At 72.0% G+C, this 21,555-nt stretch carries 14 protein-coding genes and 1 pseudogene; 7 read left to right on the forward strand and 8 right to left on the reverse strand.

Annotated elements, in window-relative coordinates; all coding sequences use genetic code 11:
- Positions 1-25: 25 nt before the first annotated feature.
- The 5 genes and pseudogenes from CFP66_RS24975 to CFP66_RS24995 form a co-directional block, all read right to left on the reverse strand.
- A pseudogene (locus tag CFP66_RS24975) lies at positions 26-394 on the reverse strand (Lsr2 family protein); the annotation flags it as partial.
- A 110-nt stretch (positions 395-504) separates the two neighbouring features.
- Entirely contained in the window at positions 505-1,770 is a 1,266-nt protein-coding gene (locus CFP66_RS24980; protein WP_094927600.1) for an alkaline phosphatase family protein, read from the reverse strand.
- Positions 1,767-2,663, reverse strand: coding sequence for a LysR family transcriptional regulator (locus CFP66_RS24985; RefSeq protein ID WP_158228205.1), 897 nt, complete (start codon positions 2,661-2,663; stop codon positions 1,767-1,769). Before CFP66_RS24985 ends, CFP66_RS24980 begins: the two co-directional genes overlap by 4 nt.
- Positions 2,660-4,012 carry a cation:dicarboxylate symporter family transporter gene (locus CFP66_RS24990; RefSeq protein ID WP_094927602.1) on the reverse strand — a complete coding sequence of 451 codons (1,353 nt, stop codon included), beginning with the start codon at positions 4,010-4,012 and terminating at the stop codon, positions 2,660-2,662. Before CFP66_RS24990 ends, CFP66_RS24985 begins: the two co-directional genes overlap by 4 nt.
- A gap of 164 nt (positions 4,013-4,176) precedes the next feature.
- Positions 4,177-5,634, reverse strand: coding sequence for an amidase (locus CFP66_RS24995; RefSeq protein WP_094927603.1), 1,458 nt, complete (start codon positions 5,632-5,634; stop codon positions 4,177-4,179).
- A gap of 289 nt (positions 5,635-5,923) precedes the next feature.
- Between CFP66_RS24995 and CFP66_RS25000 the strand changes: the two genes are divergently transcribed.
- The 3 genes from CFP66_RS25000 (at position 5,924) to CFP66_RS25010 (ending at position 10,175) form a co-directional block, all read left to right on the forward strand.
- Positions 5,924-8,758, forward strand: a complete 2,835-nt coding sequence (locus CFP66_RS25000) for a BTAD domain-containing putative transcriptional regulator (protein ID WP_158228206.1) — start codon at positions 5,924-5,926, stop codon at positions 8,756-8,758.
- Positions 8,759-8,923: 165 nt separating this feature from the next.
- The gene (locus CFP66_RS25005; RefSeq protein ID WP_094927605.1) at positions 8,924-9,499 is read left to right on the forward strand and encodes a hypothetical protein; all 576 of its coding nucleotides are present in this window, start codon (positions 8,924-8,926) and stop codon (positions 9,497-9,499) included.
- 79 nt (positions 9,500-9,578) lie between these two features.
- Entirely contained in the window at positions 9,579-10,175 is a 597-nt protein-coding gene (locus tag CFP66_RS25010) for a TetR/AcrR family transcriptional regulator (protein ID WP_233159698.1), read from the forward strand.
- 33 nt (positions 10,176-10,208) lie between these two features.
- On the opposite strand, the gene CFP66_RS25015 is transcribed toward CFP66_RS25010, so the two are convergent.
- The gene (locus CFP66_RS25015; protein ID WP_094927757.1) at positions 10,209-10,742 is read right to left on the reverse strand and encodes a TetR/AcrR family transcriptional regulator; all 534 of its coding nucleotides are present in this window, start codon (positions 10,740-10,742) and stop codon (positions 10,209-10,211) included.
- A gap of 438 nt (positions 10,743-11,180) precedes the next feature.
- Here CFP66_RS25015 and CFP66_RS25020 point away from each other — a divergent pair, with 438 nt between their 5' ends.
- Both CFP66_RS25020 and CFP66_RS25025 read left to right on the forward strand, forming a co-directional pair.
- Positions 11,181-12,164, forward strand: a complete 984-nt coding sequence (locus CFP66_RS25020) for a TerC/Alx family metal homeostasis membrane protein (RefSeq protein ID WP_094927607.1) — start codon at positions 11,181-11,183, stop codon at positions 12,162-12,164.
- A gap of 53 nt (positions 12,165-12,217) precedes the next feature.
- A complete protein-coding gene (locus CFP66_RS25025; RefSeq protein WP_094927608.1) occupies positions 12,218-14,413 on the forward strand; it encodes an FUSC family protein in 2,196 nt (731 codons plus the stop codon).
- A 15-nt stretch (positions 14,414-14,428) separates the two neighbouring features.
- On the opposite strand, the gene CFP66_RS25030 is transcribed toward CFP66_RS25025, so the two are convergent.
- Positions 14,429-16,213 (reverse strand): TerD family protein, encoded by a 1,785-nt coding sequence (locus tag CFP66_RS25030; protein WP_233159699.1) that lies wholly within the window; start codon positions 16,211-16,213, stop codon positions 14,429-14,431.
- A 194-nt stretch (positions 16,214-16,407) separates the two neighbouring features.
- Here CFP66_RS25030 and CFP66_RS25035 point away from each other — a divergent pair, with 194 nt between their 5' ends.
- Positions 16,408-17,772 (forward strand): aldehyde dehydrogenase, encoded by a 1,365-nt coding sequence (locus tag CFP66_RS25035; RefSeq protein ID WP_094927609.1) that lies wholly within the window; start codon positions 16,408-16,410, stop codon positions 17,770-17,772.
- 787 nt (positions 17,773-18,559) lie between these two features.
- Entirely contained in the window at positions 18,560-19,900 is a 1,341-nt protein-coding gene (locus tag CFP66_RS25040) for an HNH endonuclease signature motif containing protein (protein WP_094927610.1), read from the forward strand.
- Between the two features lie 137 nt (positions 19,901-20,037).
- Here the strand turns inward: CFP66_RS25040 and CFP66_RS25045 are convergent, their stop codons facing one another.
- Positions 20,038-21,489 (reverse strand): carboxylesterase/lipase family protein, encoded by a 1,452-nt coding sequence (locus CFP66_RS25045; protein WP_094927611.1) that lies wholly within the window; start codon positions 21,487-21,489, stop codon positions 20,038-20,040.
- Positions 21,490-21,555 lie beyond the last annotated feature (66 nt).

Consider the following 21,555-nt stretch of genomic DNA (forward strand, 5'->3'; position numbering starts at 1 on the left):
GCTCGGGTGCCGACTCGGGCTGCTGGTCGCGCTGCTGGTACGCCTCGCGGACGGAGTTGGAGATGCGGCCGCGCTCGGAGACCTGGTGGCCGTTCTTGCGGGCCCACTCCCGGATCGCGGCGGTGTATTCGCGGTCGGCGCTGCCGCTGTCGGTTCGCGGGGTGACCGCGGCGGCGGTGGGGGTGGCGGTGGTGGTGGTGGTGCGCGACCGACCCGCACCGCCTGCCCGCCGTGCGGCGGCGATGTAGGTGGCCAAGGAGTCGCGGAGCTCGCTCGCGTTCCGGTCGGACAGATCGATCTCGTACTCGCGACCCTCGAGGGTGAAGGTCACGGTCTCGGCGGCTTCGGTGCCGTCGAGGTCATCCACGAACCGGGTTTCCACGCGCTGTGCCACAAGTCACTCCACTTCCGATTACGCAGCCTCCTCGACAGCCGATATGCGGGAGCTGCAGCCGGTGGCGAGCCTACAAGACAATGTTCGGGGCACCGCGTTGGTAGGTGTTCCTATTCGTTTGGTGCCGGCGGGTGGTTCGGCAGGTGGTTGAGGACCAGGTCGTGCAAGTCGCGGCTGCGCAGGACGCCGGCGCGGTAACGAGCGGCGAGCGGCCCGGACACCGGCCGGCTGGTGATGAGCGGGACGGGCTGCTCGTGGCGCCCGCCGTGGGAGCGGAGCGCTGCGTGGAGTCCCGAGAGGTCGTGGTCGCGCTCGCGCGCACCGAGTGCGACGTGCGCCGCGGCGGTGACGGCGAGGTCGCCGATGCGGTCGACCGGATGCTCGTAGATCGTGGCGGCGTCGCCGCGGTCCCAGACCTCCTCGACGCCGGGCAGGGCGGCGAGGACCGCCCGTGCCCGTGCGCGTGCCGACTCGGGCAGGTAGAGCCAGGCGAAGGACCCCAGCGCGCCGTGGTGCCTCACGTAGGGGTCGGTGATGGGGAGGACGACGTCGTGGACCTCGACGCCCGCGTCCTGCAGCACGTCGGTGAGGTAGTGGACGGTGGGCGTCCCGTCGGGTGCGTGCTTGGCGTTCATGCCGTGGTCGGCGGTGATGCCGACGGTGAAGCCCTCGTCGAGGTACTCGCCGAGCAGGGTGTCGAACGCGACGAGGAACCGGTCGGAGAGCTCCTCGCCGGGCGCCGTCGCGTGCTGGACGCGGTCGGTGAGCGAGACGTAGAGCAGCCGCAGGTCCCGGTGGTGGCGGTAGATCGCGAGCCCGAGGCGCATCGCGTAGTGGCTGGCGTCCCAGTCGTAGATGCCGGGTGCCTCGACGCCGACGAGGTCCTGGAGGTCCTCGACGCCGTACGCCGGCAGGCCGGTACCGGCTGCTTCCTCCACGCTGATGCTCGGGACGCCACCGTGCCCGAGCAGGCGGCGCAGCTTCTCCTTCGTGGTGACCATGAGGGTCGGGACGTCGTGCGCGGCCAGGACCGCGTGGATGCTGGGCGCCCGCAGGAACTTCGGGTCGTTCAGCAACTCCAGCGTCCCGTCCTCGAGGCGGCAGTAGTTGCCGGGGACGCCGTGCAGGGCGGGCGACACCCCGGTGACGATCGACAGGTTGTTCGGGTTGGTCAGGCTCGGCATCTCCGAGGCCCCGAGGCGGTACTCGCCGCCGGCGGCGAGCATCCCGGCCAGTCGCGGCATGATCGCGCGGTCGAGGGCGTCGTCGAAGTAGTCGGGGTCGCCGCCGTCGACGGTGAACACCACCGTGGGCTCCTGGGGCACCCGGTACACGCGGTCGTTGGCGGTGATCGTCCTCGCGGTGGTCGTGTTCATGGGGCGGTCCTTCCTCTGGCCAGCGTGACGAACTCCTCCTCGGGCCGGCTGAGTGACCGGCCGTGCCTGAGGACGAGGTGGACGGGGCGGGTGGCGGGCGCCGGGTGCAGGTCGAGCTGCACGACCTGCCCCAACCGCAGCACGGCGTCCGCGGCGACCCTGGTCACGCAGGCGATGCCGAGGCCGGCGACGACCGCCTGCACGACGGCGGTGGTGCTGCTGATCGTCCAGATCCGGGCCCGCGGGATCCCCCACTGCTCGAGGAGATCGAGCTGGTAGGCGCGGGTGGTGGAGCCGTGCTCGCGCACGAGGACGGTGCTGCCCCGCAGGTCCGCGGGCACGACCGGGCCGCTCGCCAGCGGGTGGCCGGCGGCGGCGATGACGACCTGGGGTTCCTCGGCCACGAGCACGTGCTCGTGGCCGGGGCGGGGACCGGCGTCGGCGGCGACGGCCAGGCCGACCTCGCCGGCGTCGAGCAGCCGGAGGGTCTCGGTGGTGTTGTCGATCCTGAGGTCGAGGCCGACGTGGGGGTGCAGGCCGGCGTACTCCACCAGCAGCCTGGGGAGGACCCCTTCCCCCGCGGTGGCGGTGCCCCCGATGGACAGCGTGCCGCGGACGGGCCCGTGGCCCAGCCTGCGCAACCGGTCCACGGCCTCGTCGTAGGTGTCGAGGACGCGGCGGGCGTAGTCGAGCAGCGTGCCACCCGCGGGTGTGGGGTGCAGCGAGCCCGACTCGCGGTCGAACAGCCGCGCACCCATCTCCGCCTCCAGCTGCCGGACGTGGGTGGACACGGTCGACTGGGCCATGTCCAGCGCCCGCCCCGCTGCCGTGAACCCACCGGTCTCGCAGACGGCGACGAAGACCTTCAGCCGCTGCAGGCTCGGGCCGCTCACGTCCCGGACCTCGCGGGCACCGGCGCCGCCGCCTCGTCGGCAGGTTCGGTCAGCACGCCCGGCCGGCGACCGCTCATGATCGCCGTGACCTGCGCGGGCGTGATCTCCCCCTGCCACCGCGAGATCACGAGCCCGGCGACGGCGTTGCCCAGCGCGTTGACCACCGCGCGGCACTCGGACATGAACCGGTCGATCCCGAACACCAGCATCACCCCCTGCACGGGGATGAGCGAGAGCGAGGACACCGTGGTCGTCAGCATGACGAAGCCCCCTCCGGTGACGCCCGCGGTGCCCTTGGACGACAGCAGCATGACCAGCAGCAGGACGAGCTGTTCGCCGAAGGTCAGCTCGATCCCCAGCGCCTGGGCGATGAACATGCTCGACAGCGTGAGGTAGAGGCAGGTCCCGTCGAGGTTGAACGAGTAGCCGGCGCTGACGCTGATCCCGGCCGTGCCCTTCGACACCCCGACGTTCTCGAGCTTGCGCACGATCCCCGGGATCGCGACCTCGGAGGACGAGGACCCGAGCGCGAGCAGGATCTCCGATCGGAAGTAGCGGAACGTGCGCAGCGGGTGCAGCCCGACGAGGAGCAGCACCGACCCCAGCACGACGAGCACGAAGACGAGGGAGGTGGCGTAGAACGTGCCGACGAGGGTCAGCAGCGCGCCGATCGTCGCGGCCCCGAAGTTGCCGGTCGTGTAGGCCATCGCGCCGAACACACCGACCGGTGCCGCGTACGTCACGAACCTGACCATGGTGAACAGGACGTGCGAGAGGCGCTCCACACCGCGGGCGATCGGGCGGGCGGGCTCGCCGATCACGGCCAGCGCCACGCCGAAGAGGACGGAGAAGAACAGGATCTGCAGCACCGCACCCTCGGCGAAGCTGCCGACGATGTTCTCCGGGACGAGCTGGGTGAAGTAGTGGGTCCAGTCCACCGACTCCCCGGCCGCGGTGCGTTCGGCGACCTCGTCGCTGACCGCCAAGGAGCCGGCGTCGACCCCCATGCCCGCGCCCGGGCGCACGAGGTTGACCACGACGAGCCCGAGGACGAGGGCGATCGTCGTGACGATCTCGAAGTAGACGATCGAGCGGAGGGCGACCTTTCCGACCTGGCGCAGGTTCGCGACCGTCGCGATCCCGGCCACGACCATGCAGAAGATGATCGGCCCGAGCAGCATCGTGAGGAGGCTGACGAACGTGTCGCCCAGCACCTCGAGCGACTTCCCGAACTCGGGGGCGACGAGGCCGGTCACCGCGCCGAGCACCATCGCCGCCAGGATCCACACGTAGAGCCGGCGGTACCAGCGGGGTGCCGGTACCGGCACCGCTGTGTCCGGGTCGTTCATGTCTGCTCACCTCCACCGGGGACGCGAGTCGACGGAGGATGCCGGTGCGTCCGGCTACGGAGCTTGCGTGCCGAACCGCGATCCGCCGGAAACCGCGGTGGTCGGCGAGGTGAACATCCCCGGGCGCGGATGCGGGCAGGCGATGGTGGCCATCGACGGAACGCTCACCGGTCCGGCGGCGCCTGGAAGCCTCCGATCTCCTGCTCGAGCAGTTCGGCCAGCCGCAGCGGGGTGCGGTCCTCGTACATCGGACCGACGAGCTGCACCCCCACCGGCAGGCCCTCGGGGGAGCGGCCCGCGGGTACGGCGGTGGCGGGCAGCCCGGGCATGGTGGCCAGACCGGCCCAGACGAGCTGGTCGAGGTACGGGTACGCCACACCGTCGATGTCGATCCGGCGGCCCAGCAGGTCGGGGTCGTGGTCGTGCGGGAACGCGGGAGTCGGCGTGATCGGGCAGACCACGGCGTCGAACTCGGCGAACAGCTGCCGCCAGCCGTGGCGGTGGAGCTGGCGACGGTTGTCCGCCGCCATCCAGTCGCGGTGGCTCAGCACCATGCCGCGCAGCCGTGCCGCGGCGAGGCTCTGGTCGTCCGCGTCCAGTGCGGCGGCGCGGATCCGCAGCTGCTCGTACGCGTCCACGGGAAAGTGTGCAGCGGAGCTCGAGAACATCAGCTGCGTGTAGAGCGTCGCGGCCTCGCTCGGATCGGGCAGCAGGGGACTGTGCCGCTCGATGCGCGCGCCGCCGGCGGCCAGCGCGTCGACGACCCGCTGGAGACCGGCTCGTACCGCGGACCCGGTCGGGATGAGGGGATGGTCGTCGAGGACCAGCACCCGGAAGTCGCCGATCCGGTCGTGACGGGCGGGCGGCAGCGTCACGTGGTGCGCCACGCCGAGCGTCAGCGGGTCCGGTCCGGCCATCACGTCGAGCAGGAGCGTGAGGTCGCGGGCGGTGCGTGCCATCGGGCCGACGACGGCGAGGTCGAGGTCGGTCGGCAACGCCGGTCCGGGCGGCGCGACCATGCCGCGGTTCGCCGCCAGCCCGAGCGTCGGTTTGTGCGCGTACACCCCGCAGAAATGCGCGGGCGTGCGCAGCGATCCGCCGATGTCGGATCCGATGGACAGCGCCCCGAACCCGGATGCCAGTGCCGCCGCGGAACCCCCCGAGGACCCGCCCGGCGTGCGGTCGTGATCCCACGGGTTGTGGGTGGTGCCGTAGATCTCGTTGAAGCTCTGGATATCTTGGAGCCCCAACGGCACATTGGTCTTGCCGAGCACCACCGCGCCTGCGGTCCTGAGACGCGACACCTGCACCGCATCCTCGTTCGGAACGTGGTTGCGGTGCGGCGGCATGCCCCAGGTGGTGGGCAGCCCGGCGATGTCGTAGGACTCCTTGACCGTCACCGGAACGCCGAGCAGCGCCCGGTTCTCCCCGCGGGCGCGCGCCTGGTCGGCGCGGTGGGCGGCGGCCCGCGCCCGGTCGAAGTCCGGCACGCAGATCGCGTTGATCGTCTTGTCGTCGCGTTCGATGCGGGCTATCGCCTCGCCGGTCAATTCCACCGAGCTCACGTCACCGGCGCGCAAAGCGCCCACACACTCTTCAGCTGATCGGAAACCCCATTCCATGAATCGGAAGCTACCAGTCCGCCGGAGTCGCCCGGTCCGGCGAGCGGGGCTCGACTTCCGCTTCTGTCGGAGCTTCGAGAAGCGGAAGAATGCCAGGTCACGGTGTTGATCGCGGTTATCTCCCACTGATGCGGCCACGAAATGTGGATTCGTGCAACGGGATGGATGTCTCAATCGCCGGTTCCCCCACCCGATGTCCGTCGGCGGGCCCCATCCCGGCATGCTGAGCTCGTCACAGGCGGGCCGCGTGCATCGCGGTCGAGGGCTGTCGGCCGATGGAGGGGCTGCAATGCGTGCTGAGCTCGGCGTGCTGGGGGAGACGACCGGGCGGGTGGGTGGTCGGGAGATCGACCTGGGGCCCGCCCGGCAGCGGGCCGTGCTCGCCGTCCTCCTCGTCGACGCCGGCCACGCGGTCCCGCTCGGCGAGCTCGTCACCCGGGTCTGGGGTGACCGTCCACCGCTGCGTGCCGCGGGGACGCTGCGGAGCTACCTGTCCCGGCTGCGCGCCGCGATGGCCCTGATGGGCGAGGGTGGGATCCGCCGCGGACCCGGCGGGTACCTCGTGGAGATCGATGAGGCAGCCGTCGACCTGCACCGGTTCCGTGACCTGTCGGCGCGGGCCCGCGCGAGCGGCGGGGCCGCGTCCGTGGAGCTCTACCGCGAGGCGCTGGCCCTGTGGCGCGGCGACGCCCTTGCCGAACTCGACACCCCGTGGGCCGTCGATGTCCGGCAACGCCTCGCCGCGGAGCGGTTCGCCGTGCGGCTGGACTGGCACGATGCGCGGCTGCGACGGGGCCGGCACGCGGAGCTGGTGGCCGAGCTCGCCGCGCTGGCCGTGGCACACCCGCTCGACGAGCGTGTCGTCGGCCAGTGCATCACCGCGCTGTGTCGCAGTGGCCGCCAGGCCGACGCGTTCACGATGTACGACCGGATACGTCGGCGGCTGGCGGACGAGATGGGTGCCGACCCCGGCCCGGCCCTGCAGCAGCTCTACCAACTGATGCTGGACGGCGAGGCCGGGGCACCCGTGGATCCCGCGGCCGACCGGATCGACCACGCCCCGGTCGAACGGGAGACGCCGAGGCAGCTGCCGTCGGACGTGCCCGGATTCGTCGGTCGTGCCGGCGAGATCGAGCGCCTCGACAGGCTTCTCGACCACGCCGGGCCGGACAGGCAACCGGATTCGGCCCCGGTCGTCATCTCGGCCGTCCACGGCACCGCGGGCATCGGGAAGACCGCGCTCGCGGTGCACTGGGCGCAACACGCCAAGCAGCACTTCCCGGACGGGCAGCTGTACCTCAATCTGCGCGGCTGCGGCCCGGACGATCCGGTCAGCGCCGCGGACGCCCTCGAGACGCTGTTGCGGACGCTGGGCGTGGCACCCGACCGGGTCCCGCCGGGGGTCGACGAGCGCTCGGCGCTGCTCCGCAGCCGGCTGGCCGCACGCCGGATGCTGATCCTGCTCGACAACGCAGGGGACAGCGACCAGGTCCGGCCGCTGCTTCCCGGGAACGGCGGGCTGGTGCTGGTCACCAGCCGGCGGCGGTTGCACGCGCTCTCGGTCCGTGAGGGCGCGCGGCACATCGCGCTGGACCTGCTGACCGTGCCCGAAGCGCTGCAGCTGCTCGGTGAGGCGATCGGCCAGGACCGCGTCGACCGGGAACCGGCGCACGCTGAAGCCGTCGTCACGGCCTGCGCCCGCTTGCCGCTGGCGTTGCGGCTGGCGGCCGAGCGGATCAACCGCTTCCCGGACGCGTCGCTGGCCGAGGTCGTCGCCGAACTGACCGACCACCGCAGGCGGCTCGGCGCGCTGACCATCCAGGACTCCGACGACACCGACCTGCGCTCGGTCTTCGCCTGGTCCTACACCACGCTCGAACCCGACGCCGCCCGCATGTTCGCCCTGCTCGGCCTCTACCCGGGCAACGGCATCAGCGTCTCGGCTGCGGCCGCGCTGGCAGGGGTCGACCCGGCGCAGGCGCGCGACGTCCTGGACCGGCTGACGACCGTGAGCCTGCTCGAGCAGCGCTTCCCCGAACGCTACGAGCTCCACGACCTGCTACGTGACTTCGCGCGCGAGCAGCACCGTGCCGACGCCGACGCGGCCCACTCTCGGCTCGTGGCGTGGTACGTCCACACCGCGGCGAGCGCCCGCGCCCACCTGTCCGGCACTCCCCATCGGATGCCCGTAACCGCAACGCCGCCCGAGGGCGTCGTACCGATGCGGTTCACCTCGCTGCAGGACGCCGTCGCCTGGTTCGACCGCGAGCGCACCGCGATCGTCGAGGTCGTCACGACCGCAGCTGCCCACGGCCACCCGGAGAGCGGTGCCGTACTCAGCCAGCTCAGCTGGAACTACTTCTACATGCGCGGATACCCGCAATCGATGATCGAGCTCGGGGAAGCCGCGGTCCAGCTCGCCGTCACGACCGGCAACGCGTTCCTGGAGGCGAAGTGCCGCAACGGCCTCGGCGTGGCGTACGGCCGGGTCGAGGGGTTCGAGCAGGAGATCGCGAGTTGCCAACGGGCGTTCACGATCTTCGGCGAGCTGGGTGAGCTCACGGAACAGGCAACCGCGCTCCTCAACACGGGGAGCGCGTACAACAGGCTCGAACGCTTCGACGAGGGCAGGGCGATCCTCGAGCACGCCCAACAGCTGTACACCCGTGATCACAACTCGCTCTACGCGGCCTTCGCCCTGAACAACCTCGCCGAGTCCTACCTGGGACTCGGTCGGTTCGATGAGGCGCTCGACCGCGCCCATCGGGCACTCGAGGCCCTCCAGGACGGCGCCGAGCAGTTCCGGCTGGTGGCCGTCTTCGAGACCATCGCGCACATTCATGCCATGCGCGGTGACCACCATTCCGCCGTCCAGGACTACCGCAATGCCCTCGACGTCGCGCACCGGACGGAGACCACGTACCTGGAGGTTTCGATCAGAGCCGAGCTGGGGAAGCAGCTGATGGCGATCGGCGAACACGACCAGGCGATCGCGGTCTGGCGGGCGGCCACCCGGATCCCCTCAGCAGGCGGGCGAGACCCCGCCGTGGACGAGATCGAGGCGCTGTTGGCGTCGGCGACCGTCGATCGAGCAGAAGCCTCCGGACCTCCTCACCCTCGGTGACGGTGATGCGGGCATCGCGGCCTTGCGGTGTTGCGGGGTCGTTGTGCGTGCGTTGAATCCGCTGCTCCGCGAGCTATCACGAATGGGTGACGCGGCCCCCGTGTGCGTCGTTAACCTCCTGCGTCACCTACCGGTGGCGGCTGCAGCAACGGAAGGAATGCAGGAATGGCGGGTTACCGCTCGAAAATCGTGGCGTCGTTGGTGCTCGTGGCGGCCACTGCGGGAACGGTCGTGACGTCGAACGTGGCGTTGGCGGCCGAACCGTCGACGGCGGGACTGTCGACAGCGACGACCGCAACTGCGCGAGAGGGACAGGAGCACCAGAAGCCGCTGCTGGAGTTCGCGACGGCGGACAACACGGGCAGCTTCTACACCCTCGACCCGGCCGAGGCCGACCGCGCACAGCGCGAGTACGGCTTCACCCCGAAGTCCGACTCCCGCGGCATCTCCATGCTCACCGAGGAGGCCGAGGGCGCCATTCCGGTGTACCGGCTCCGCAAGCAGGACGGTCACCAGACCTACCTGCTCAGCGTGAACGAGGACGAGATCTCGCGGATGAGCGGCCGGTTCGAGAACGAGGGTGTGGTCGGTTACGTCTACGCCGACCAGGAGGACGACGCGATGCCGCTCGTGCGGTACAGCAAGAACTCCGACTGGAGGGTCGGGCGCGAGGGCCGGGTCGACCTCGTCGTCGCCGGCTACGGCGTCGACGGCGTGATGGGGTACGTCCCGCGCAGCTGATCCGGGTCCCACGGGCGCGGCAGGCGGGAGCAGTTCGAGGGGTCGCTCCCGCCTGTCCGTCCTCTGACATGATGAGCAGGTGGAACCCCGCTCCGGTCACGATGTGGCGCAGCGGTCCGCCCGGCCCAAGCGGGCGGACGCGCGCCGCAACGAGGAGGCGCTGCTCGACGCGGCCGCCGCGGTCTTCGTCAGGTCCGGGGTGGAAGCGCCGGTCCGGGACATCGCGGCCGAGGCGGGCGTCGGGATGGGCACGATCTACCGGCACTTCCCGACGCGGGCGGACCTCATCCTCGCGGTCTACCGGCACCAGGTCGAGGCCTGCGCCGAGGCCGGTCCGGCCCTGCTGGCGAGCAGCGCCACCCCCTACGCCGCGCTGGGGCGTTGGATCGACCTCTTCGTCGATTTCCTGGTCACCAAGCACGGGCTCGCCGCCGTGCTGCAGTCCGACAACGCCGGCGCCGACTCGCTGCACGCCTACTTCCTCGACCGCCTCGTGCCCGTGTGCGCCCAGCTGCTCGACGCTGCCGCCGCGTCCGGCGAGATCCGGGCCGACCTGCGGGCCGTGGAGCTCATGCGCGGTGTCGGGAACCTCTGCATCGGCGCCGAGCACGATCCGAGCTACGACGCGCGCCGCCTCGTCGACCTGCTCATCGCGGGACTCCGCCGACCGCTCTGACCACGGGCACGGCAGCGGAGGTCGGGCGCCGGATCAGCCGGTCCGCAGGCCGTTCAGCACGGTGGTCAGCAGGCGCTGGGACCGTGCGTGGTACGCGCGATCGTCGAGGCGCCACAGGAAACCGACCAGCAGGAGCATGTCGTCCGCATCGATGTCGGCCCGCACCCGGCCTGCTCCCTTGCCCGCGTCCAGCAGCAGGGTGATCGCCGCGGCCACGCGGTCGTAGTACTCGCTCGACAGGTCGGCGCGCGTGGCGGCCTCGACCGCCTGCGCGACACCGTGCTTGATCCTGCTGTACGCGGCCAGGCGGTCCAGCCAGAGGCGCAGCGCCTCGACCGGTGGATGCTCGGCCAGCAGTGCGGGCGCGGCCTCGATCAGCGCCTCGACGTCGCGGCGGTAGAGGGTGAGCAGCAGCGCCTCCCGATTCGGGAAGTGCCGGTACATCGTGCCCTGGCCGACGCCGGCCCTCTTGGCGATCGAGTTGAGGGTCGCGGCGCTCGACTCGCCCAGTGCCGCGCGTGCGACGTCCAGGATGCGAGCACGGTTCTGCTCGGCGTCGGACCGCATCGACGCTCGGCCGGCCTCGACCACGTGAGCCTCCCATCTCCGCGCGTGCGCGACGGTTCCGCGCACCGTACCGCGGCCGCGGCATCTGAGGTGATCACCCGGAATGTCCGACCCGCCCGATTTGTAAACGTATCGCCCGGCTAATCGGATATACATCGCGAATCTCGCAGGTGCGTCTATTCGGCGCCAACGCCCTACCGTGTTCCAAGTCACCCTCGGTGGAAATCGTCGTTCGGGACCGGCATTCTTGCGGTGCACCGCAGGGGAGTATCCCGGTCGCGGTGGCGTCGTCAGCACGGCGAGAGGCTCCGCGGCCCAGGAATGCCAATCACGCGGGTCTCGGACCCGGCGCCATCGGTTCGCGGTCCGACACGGACGCGGAGGGGAGAGACCTCGGGGCGGCCCGCTGCTGCCCGAGATTCGTGGAGAGGTTCCCCCGTGAACGTGCCCGTCTGGCTCTGGTTCGCCACGATCGGCGGCCTGGCCGCCGTGATCCTGGCCGACCTGTTCCTGGTCGACCACAAGCCGCACGCCGTGACGATCAAAGAGGCCACCTACTGGGTGCTCTTCTACGTCGGGCTCGCGGGGTTGTTCGGTCTCGGCCTCTGGTTCTTCGCCGGCGGCCAGTACGCCGGGGAGTTCTTCGCCGGCTACATCACCGAGTACTCGCTCTCGGTCGACAACCTGTTCGTCTTCGTGATCATCATGTCGTCGTTCGCGGTGCCGGCGATCCACCAGCACCGCGTGCTGCTGGTCGGCATCGTGATCGCGTTGTTGATGCGCGGCCTGTTCATCGCCGCCGGCGCTGCCGTGATCAACGCCCTGAGCTGGGTCTTCTACCTCTTCGCCGCGTTCCTGATCTACACGGCCGTGAACATGGTCCGGCAGGGAGTGGGAGGCGACGACGAGGAGTGGAAGGAACCCAAGGTCGTCGGGCTCATCCGGCGTGTCCTCCCCGTCACCGACGAGTACCACGGCTCCAGCACCACGGTCCGGATCGACGGCAAGCGCTGGGTCACCCCGATGCTCATCGTGATGATCGCGATCGGGCTCACCGACCTGCTGTTCGCGCTCGACTCCATCCCTGCGATCTTCGGCCTGACCCAGGAGGCGTACCTGGTCTTCAGCGCCAACGCGTTCGCGCTGATGGGCCTGCGCCAGCTCTACTTCCTCCTCGGCGGGCTGCTCAAGAAGCTGATCTACCTGTCCTACGGGCTCGCGGTGGTCCTCAGCTTCATCGGTGTGAAGCTCGTGCTGCACGCCCTGCACGAGAACGAGCTGCCGTTCCTCAACAACGGTGAGCCGATCGCGGTGCCGGAGGTCAGCATCGGGGTGTCGCTGTCCGTGATCGTCGGGGTGCTGGCGATCACCGCGATCACCAGTCTGGTCGCCGTGCGTCGCAACCCGGCCCTGGCCGACTGACGCGCCTCGCCGCGAGCACCGCGGGCTCGCATCCGGCGTGGGAGACTTCCCGCGTGCGGTTCAGGGCCCGGTTCGCGGAGCTCCGCACCGCCCTGACCGGCCTCGATCCCGGCCTGGTCCGGTTGCGCCTCGCCGGCACCGCCACGGCGGCGATGGTGCTCGCCGCAGCGGTGTTGACCGGTGTGCGGCTGCTGGTCGCGTTCCCGGTCACCGTCGTGCTGCTCGCGGCGGTGCTGGCGATGGTCAGCAACCTCGCGGTCAACGAACCCGACCTGCACAGGCGGCGGGTGACCACGCTGCTCATGCTCGCGCCGGCCGTCGTCGCGGTCGCGGGCGGCACGCTGCTCGCTCCGTACCGCGTCGTCGCCGATGTCGTCTTCGTCGCCGTGATGGTGGCGGCGGTGTACGTGCGCAGGTTCGGTCCGCGCGGGGTCGCACTGGGCATGGCCGCCGTCATGCCGTTCTTCTTCACGCAGTTCCTCGGGGCCGTACCGGCCCAGCTGCCCTGGCTCGTGCTCGCTGCCGCGGTCGGCATCGGGTCCACGCTGCTGCTGCGCGACCTCGTGTTCGCCCAGCGTCCGGAGCGGGCGCTCGAGCAGCTGCTGCGTGCCTTCCGCGCCCACGTCCACGCCCTCGTCGACGCGGTCGCCGACCTGCTGCGGGCGTCGCCGTCCCAGTTGCAGAGCGAGCTGGAGGACGTGCAGCGGCGCAGGACCCGGCTCAACGAGACGGCCCTGCTCGTGGCCGACGCGCTGGAGACCGAGCACGCCGCCACCGACCCCGACGAGCTCGCCCTGCGCGTCCTCGACGCGGAGCTGGCCGCCGAACGCCTCGCGCTCATCGCGCAGCGGCTCGCCTGCACCCCCGGCGGGGCCGAGGCGGGCGGGATGGACGACGACCGGCGGCGTGCACTGCTCGCGGCACTGCGCGCGCTGAGCGCGGCATCGGCCACCGGCACACCGCCCGGGTTCGTCGCGATCCTGCTGGACACCGCGAGGCGCAGCGTCGCCGCCCTGACCGTGGAGCCGGACGGGGCGGCTGCGCGCGTGCACCGCATGGCGTTCGCGGTGGTCCGGCTGGCCGACGCGTTGGAGATCGCGCGCGAGCCGGAGGCGTCGGACCGGGCCCGCGGGGAGGAGGCGGAGCGGACCGGGACGGACACGGGACGCGGGAAGGACCCTGGAGGTGAGCAGGACGACCAGCCGTCGGGGTTGCGGATCACCACGCGGCAGGCCGTGCAGGTCGGGGTGGCCACCAGCCTCGCGATCGTGGCGGGCGAGCTCGTCTCGCCCGCGCGGTGGTACTGGGCGGTGATCGCGGCGTTCATCGTGTTCGCAGGCACCAGCAGCCGGGGCGACGTCCTCAGCCGCGGCTACGAGCGGGTGGTCGGGACCATCGGCGGGGTGCTCGCGGGCATGGGCCTCGCGGTGCTCGTCGGCGATCGTCCACCCCTGGTGCTCGTGCTGCTGTTCTGCTGCGTGTTCCTCGCGCTCTACCTGGTGCGGGTCTCCCAGACCTTGATGGCCTTCTGGATCACCGCCGTGCTCGCGCTGCTCTACGGCCTGATCGGCCAGTTCGACCTCACGACGTTCGTGGTGCGCGTCGAGGAGACCGCGGTGGGCGTGGCGATGGGGATGCTCGCGGGCTACCTCGTGCTGCCCAAGCGCACCCGGGATGCGTTCGAGGAGGCCCTCGACGAGCAGGTCGACGCCGTCGACGCGGTGCTGCGGGCGGCGGTCGACCGGATCGTGGGCCGCGAACCGGAGACACCGGCGGTGGAGCTGGCGCGGGACGCAGGAGACGCGCTGGGCACGTTGCGCCAGCGGGCGAAGCCGCTCGAGCGCGCGTTCCTGCGGCGGCGGGGCCGCATCGGCTACGAGCGCGCGTTGCGCGTCCTGACCGGCGTCGACCACTACGCCCGGGGGCTCGCCCGGTTCTCCGACGCGGTAGTGGAACCCGGATGGGCCGACACGCTGGAACCGGCCGCGCAGCGCGTGCGGGCCAACCTCGACGGGCTGCGCGCCGTGCTGCTGCACCGGGAGGAGGGCGGGGCGGCCATCCGCTCCGCGGAGGACGCGGTCGACGCGGCGGAGTCCTACGCCTCGCAGGGGCACGACGCGCGCCGGCGCACCGAGCTGCTCGCGGCGGTCCGGCTGCTGCGCCGGATCGACCAGGCGGTGGTCGGGTTCGCCACCGACCTCGCCGCCACGGATCGGGAGCGGCCTGCCGATGCCGTGCCCCGGAGGTGAGCGCGGGGCCGCGGGTCACGCCCCTTCGACGGCGACGCCGTGGCGGGTGGCGAGCTCGGCGAGGCCGTCGTCGTTTCCCTGCCCGATGGCGCGCAGCCGCCAGGTGCCCTCGCGCCGGTAGATCTCCGCGAGCAGCAAGGTGGCTTCGGTGGTGGCGGCGTCCAACGTGGACGTGGCCGCGGTGGCCGCGTCGCCGTCGACGCTGAGCGTGACCGCGCCGAGGTCGCCGAACGTGGCGTCCCCGCTCAGCGCCGCGGCGATGACGATCTTGCTGTGCTGGTCGGAGACGAGGTCGAGGTCGATGCGGATGCTCTGCTCGCTGTCGCCGTCGGCGGCCAGGACCACGGCGCCGTGCTCGCTGACCGGCGCGTTGTAGAAGACGAAGTCCTCGTCGGCGATGACCTGCTCGTCCGCGTCGACCAGGAGGGCGACCACGTCGACGTCGGTGCCGTCGGCCAAGGCGTCCGCGCGCCAGGCGACGTTGACCGTCCACACACCCTCGTCGGGGAGGTCGATCACGGCGCCGCGGGGCAGGACCGGCACCCCGGCCCCCGCTGCCTCGCAGCGGTGTCGCCCGACGTAGCCCGGCTCGACGGCCTCGGGGCACGGTGCGGGCACGGTGATGCCGAGCGCCACCTGCCCGCGGTGCAGGGGGAGTTCCGCCTCGCGGATCCGGGTGAGCCGCCGGTCGGTCTCGCCGCCGGCCATCAGGATCACGTCGGTGACGCCCGCGCTGAGGTTCACCGCCGCGGCCCCGCCCAGCGCGGTGACCTCGGTGCGCACGGCCGCGGCCTGGGGGTGCGTGCCGCCGAGGACGAGCACCCGCCGCCCGTACAGGGGCCCGCGCGTCACCACCCGGGGAGTCCGCGGACGCCGGGGTGCCGGCCGGGCAGCCTGCGGCTCGCCCGGGCGGACGTCGTCGAGCAGCCGCAGCACGGTGGCCTCGTCGAGCACGACGATGCCCTCCTCGCGGGCGCGCTCCGCCTTGCGGGTGCCGAGGCCGGGCTCGTTGCAGATCAACGCGCTGGTCAGGCGGCTCACCGAGTTCTGCACGTCGAGCCCGGCGGCGGTGAGCCGCTCGACGAGCGTGACCCGCGGTTCGCCGGTCGTGCCCGTGACGGCCACCTTCATGCCCTGCACGAGCGGCCGTCCGACGGCCAGCCGGCCGGGGTAGCGCCACGGGCACGGCGGCGTGGTGACGCGTGGCGGGTAGCGGGTGGCGCCGGTCCGGCCGTCACAGCCGATCAGCGGCAGCGGCATGCCGAGCTGTGCGGCGAGCAGGAGGCTGTGGGTGAGGACGCGGGACAGGACCTGCGTGTCGTCCTCCGCGTCGTGGGCGCGCCGCTGGGGCACGCCCCAGTAGCCGGCGAGCGTGGCGAGCTTGTGGTTGGGCACGTCGATGCCGAGGCGACGGCTCAGCGCGAGCGTGCACAACCGCTGCCGCACGGGCAGCTTCAGCCCGGCGCGCTCGGCCTCGGCGGCCAGGAAGCCGTGGTCGAACGCGGCGTTGTGCGCCACCAGGATGCGTCCGTCGAGCACCTCGAGCAGGTCGGGTGCGATCTCGTCGAAGCGGGGCGCCGCGGCGAGGCGCGCCCGCGTGAGGCCGTGGACGTGGACCGGACCGGGGTCGCCGCCCGCGTTGACGAGCGAGGCGAACCGCGGCCCCGCCGGGCGGCCCGCCGCGTCGAGGGCCATGGCGGCCACGCTGAGCACGCGGCCGCTGCCGGGGTGGAGGCCGGAGGTCTCCACGTCGACCACCGCCCATGCCTGGTCGGGGTCGAGCAGCTGCGCGGTGGTCACGTCGGTGTCCTTCGAGAGCGGGGGGAGCGGCGAGGGGGAGCGGCGGTGAGGCAACGCCGACTGCGACGTCGCTGTGCGCACGTGATCCGTTACCGGTGCCGCGACGCCCGCCGCACGAGGCGTCGAGCTCGAGATGTTCACTGTGCTCGGCGTTGCCGTGGGGCAGCGTCGCGAGTGCCAGGAAGGTGGAGACGATGAGCAGCTACGACGTCATCAGCCCGGTGGACGAGAAGGTGCTGACGAGCGTCGAGTTCCCCGGCCGCGTGGAGGTGCAGGAGCGCGTCGCGCGGGCCCAGCGCGCCTTCCGGACGTGGCGCGAGGTGGCGCCGTCCGAGCGAGCCCGGCTCCTGCGCCGCTTCGCCGAGGTCGTGGACGGCGACATCGAGCACCTCGCGCAGCTGGAGGTGCGCAACTCCGGCCACACCATCGGCAACGCCCGGTGGGAGGCGGGCAACGTCCGCGACGTCCTCGCCTACTACTCCGCCGCACCGGAGCGCCTGACCGGCCGGCAGATCCCCGTCGCCGGGGGTGTGGACATCACCTTCCAGGAGCCGCTGGGCGTGGTCGCGGTGATCGTGCCGTGGAACTTCCCGATGCCGGTCGCGGCCTGGGGCTTCGCGCCGGCGCTCGCGGCGGGCAACACGGTCGTGATCAAGCCCGCCGAGTACACCCCGCTCACGGCGCTGCGCCTGCAGGAGCTGGCCGTCCGGGCGGGGCTTCCCGAGGACGTGCTGCAGGTCGTGCCCGGCACGGGCGCCGAGGCCGGCGAGCAGCTGGTGACGCACCCGCTGGTCCGCAAGGTCGTGTTCACCGGCTCCACCGCCGTCGGCAAGCAGATCATGCGCCACTGCGCGGACCAGGTGAAGTCGCTGACTCTCGAACTGGGCGGCAAGAACGCGAACATCGTCTTCGCCGACGCCGACCTGGAGCGCGCCGCCGCCACGGCGCCGGGAGCGGCGTTCGACAACGCGGGGCAGGACTGCTGCTCCCGCTCGCGCGTGCTCGTGCAGCGCAGCGTCTTCGACCGGTTCATGGAACTGCTCGAACCCGCGGTCCGGGGCTTCGCCGTCGGCGACCCGGCCGAGGACACCACCGCCATGGGCCCGCTGATCTCCGCGGGCCACCGCGACAAGGTCGCGTCCTACGTCGACGACACCGCTGCCGTCGCGTTCCGCGGAACGGCCCCGGACGGCCCCGGCTTCTGGTTCCCGCCCACCGTGCTCGCGCCCGTCGCGCAGGACGCGCGGCAGTGGCGGGAGGAGATCTTCGGCCCGGTCATCGCCGTCATGCCCTTCGACGACGAGGCGGACGCCGTGGCGCTCGCCAACGACACCGAGTACGGGCTGTCCGGCTCGCTGTGGACCCGCGACATCGGCCGCGCGCTGCGCGTCAGCCGGGCCTGGGAGAGCGGCAACCTCTCGGTCAACTCGCACTCCTCGGTGCGGTACTGGACCCCGTTCGGCGGTTACAAGCAGTCGGGGCTGGGGCGCGAGCTCGGGCCGGACGCGGTGAGCGCCTTCACCGAGACCAAGAACGTCTTCATCTCCACGGAGGAGTGAGCCGCCTCAGCCATCGCCGCGTTCCGCAACACGTGGGCGCGCCGTTCCCGACTCGATGCCTCCTGCCTCACCCCGTACCGGGCTCTCACTCGCAGTGGGGCCGGTGCCGCCCGATGATCACCGGTGAGCGGTGGATCGTGACCAACGCAAGGCGGGCACGCACCCGGCAGCGACGAGCTCGTCCGGAAGGGGCCTGGGCCCGCGGCGGGGACGGTTGCCCACCCAGCCGACGGGCAGGGGTCGGGAACCCGGCGACTGCGCAGAAGACCGGGGCGGGGGTGTGGGGCAGTGGTCGCGGGCCGGGAACGGCGCGCCCACAGGAGGATCGAGTCTGATCATGAAACGGGCGTTCCGGAGCGCGGCCATCGAGCGATCCCGGGTGTCGCGCGCTGTTCCTCCGGCCGCATTTCCCATCGTGGATACGGGTGTGACCGTCATCCGGTGGCCCCGTTTCGGTCTGTGCGCGACGAGCGAGACGTGAGCGGGGTCGCGCTCGTGATCGAACCCCGCTCACGTCTCGCTCGTGGTGGGATCGTGCGGTGGGCGGGCCGTGCCCGGCTCGCAGCACCCGGCCCGCAGCCCTGATCGTTCGGGCGGCCGTTCCCGATGCGGGAGCAGGCCCGTTGCTGAACGAGCACGTTGCGGCCTCCGTGCCTGGCTGTGGTCCCGTCCCTCCTTTATTGATCAGTGCCATCGCGTTCCGCGGAACGCGCTCGCCCAAGAATTGTCGGACCCCGATGTCATCCTGAACAGGAAACGTCAGTTCACACCCCTGTGGAGGTTCCCGGTGTCGGTGATCGCGCTGCCCACCCCTTTGCAGGCGATGAGCCTTCGTGATCTGGAAACGGAAGTCCTCAGCCTGGCCGGGCACATCGCGGCTGCGGAGTGCCGGTTCCTGCAGTTCCTGGCCGAGTTCGATGATCGGGAGGGTTGGGCGGGTCCGGGGATCCGGTCGTGTGCGCACTGGTTGTCGTGGCGGGCGGGGATGAGCGTGCGTACCGCGGTCGAGCACCTACGCGTCGCGCACGCCCTGGCGCGTCTGCCGCGGATCAGTGAGGCGTTCGCTGCGGGGCGGGTCTCCTACTCGAAGGTCAGGGCTTTGACCCGGGTGACCGGTACCGACACCGCGGCGTTGACTCGGATCGGGGCGGCGATCGCCGCGGGTGAGCCGGAGCTGCGTCATGTGATGGTCGCGGACGCGGAGACCGCGGAGCAGGTGCTGCTGGACCTGGCGTTGTCGGGGACTGCCGGTCATGTGGAGACGGTGGTGGCGGCGGTGCGGCGCCGCTGCACCCCACCGGTCGACGCCGCGGCGCGGCGCGGCGTGTCCTGGCATTGGGACGGTGACGGGTCGTTGGTCGTGCGGTCCAGGTTCACCCCCGAGGTTGGTGCCGCCCTGATCGCTGCCATCGACGCCCAGATGCGTTCGTCGGTGTCGACCAGCGACTCGCCGGCCGCCCCCGCATCGCTGGCCACCCCCGCATCGGCGGCCTCGCCGCAGGATCTGGATCAGCGTGCGCTCGAGCAGGAACCGGGCCCGGCACTCGATCGGGAGGCGGCCCGCCGCGCGGATGCTCTGCACGTCCTGCTCACCCGCGGCCCCGACGACGAGATCGTGCAGCGTGGGCAGGCGCAGGTGGTCGTGCACCTGGACGCCGCCACCGGTGCCGCGCAGCTCCGCGGCGGGCCGGAGGTTCCGGCGGCGACGGTGGAGCGGTTGGCCTGTGATGCGCGGGTGCAGGTGTTGCTCGAGGACCGCGCCCGTAACAGGCTCTACCTGGGCCGATCTCGGCGGTTGGCGTCGCCGGCGCAGATCGCGGCGCTCACCTCCCGAGATGGAGAGGTATGCCAGTTCCCGGGCTGTGCCCATGTCCGTCACTTGCACGCCCACCACCTGGTCCCGTGGTGGGTGGGTGGCCGCACCGACGTCGACAATCTGATCTTGGTGTGTTCGTACCACCACGGTGTAATCCATGATCACGGCTACCGGGTCCACCGGCTGGGCGACCGGTGGCAGTTCCTACGCCCCGACGGCTCCCTGGTCCCGGGGGTCGGGCCGGTGTTGAGTGGTCGGGCTGAGCGTTTGGTCGAGATGCACGCCCGGGCCGGATCGAGGCCGCGACGTTGACCCCGAACTGGTTCGGCGAGCGTCTGGACCCGGAGCCGATCCTGGATGCGCTGCTCCCGCGCCGGCCCCGGGCCCGGGCGGCGGCCTGACCGCGTTCCGCGGAACGCACCTGCCCGGCGCTCGCCGCACGGTCATGGTCAGCCCGTGCGTTCCAGCACGCCGAACCGCTGGTCGCGCCAGATCCGGCGGGACTCCTCTTCCAGGTAACGGCCGATGGTCGACTCCGCGTCGTACAGCCGGGTCGCGCGCTCCCGCGGGTCGTAGCGGGTCCAGCCGGGGTCGCCGGTGGCCGCGAACGCGACGTGTTCTGTCCGCATCAGCTCCGAGAGGCGCCGGGACTGCGTCACGAGGTCAGGGCCGGCGTCCGCGAGGCCGGTGCCGATCTCGGCGGTGCCGAAGACGAGCAGCGTGTCGAGGCTGTGCGAGGCGCCCAGGGAGTTGAAACCCCAGCACAGCTCGTAGAACCAGACCCGGGCCCCACCGGTGTGGGCCGCGTCGGCGAGGTGCAGGGCCGGCATGCGGAAGAGCCAGTCGGACATGGCCGTGTCGCGCAGCGCGGTCGGGGACAGCAGCGGGTAGGCCGTGCGGTAGCGGCGGGAGCCGGGTGTCGGGGTCAAGGCGTCGATCAGCGCGTCCGCCTCGGTGTCGTCGACGTCGGTGAGCCGCCGGGCGAGCAGGCTGAACTCGTCGCGGCCGTGCCCGATGAGCAGGTCGACGTCACGGGCGGCGCCGGCGGCGAGCGCGGCCCAGGGAGCCTCGCGCAGGACCTCGCCGTCCACGACGGGGGAGAACGGGGTGGGGGTGTGGGCCACGGCGCCCCACCGGTCCGCGTAGTGCGGGAGGCGCTCGGTCACCGACCGGGCCGCCGCCACGAGGTCGTCGGGTGCGACATCGGCGAGGTCCGCGAGACGCGGTGCCCGGCCGAGCCCGGCGGTGATCTCGCGGGCGATGTCGGCCGCGAGGTCGGGGGCGAAGTAGGTCTCCGGGAGGCTCTGCAGGATCGCGCGGCGGAACAGCCCGGCCGCCGCGGGCATCACCAGCAGCGCAGCGATCGAGTTCGCCCCCGCCGACTGGCCGAGGACCGTGACGTTCTCCGGGTCGCCGCCGAACCCGGCGATGTTCTCCTGCACCCAGCGGAGCGCGGCGATCTGGTCGAGCAGGCCGCGGTTGTCCGGCGCGCCCTCGATCCGGGCGAAGCCCTCGGCCCCGGTGCGGTAGTGGGCGCTCACCACCACCGCGCCCGTGCCCGCCAGGGTGGTGCCGTCGAGGTGCGGGTTGGCCGCGTTGCAGTTCAGGAACCCGCCGCCGCTGATCCAGACCACGACGGGCAGCCCGGTCCGGCCCGGAGCGGGTGTCCAGACGGCGAGGTTCAGCCAGTCCGGGCCCTCGGTCGTGCGGCCCGGCTGCGGTGGGGGCGAGCCGTTGCGGGTGGCGTCGCGGACGCCGTCCCATGGCGACGCCGGGCGGGGAACGGCGAACCGGTCGGGCCCCACCGGCGGCGCGGCGAAGGGGATGCCGCGGTAGGCGGCGATGCCGTCGCTCCAGCTACCCCGGACGGTTCCTGCGGACGTGCGCACCTCGGTGGTCATGACTGGACCCTCACACCGGGTGCCGTCCGGGTCACCCGAGAATGCGTTCCACGCCGGTAGCCGCAT

The sequence above is a fragment of the Pseudonocardia sp. MH-G8 genome, from assembly GCF_002262885.1.
Lineage (GTDB): Bacteria > Actinomycetota > Actinomycetes > Mycobacteriales > Pseudonocardiaceae > Pseudonocardia.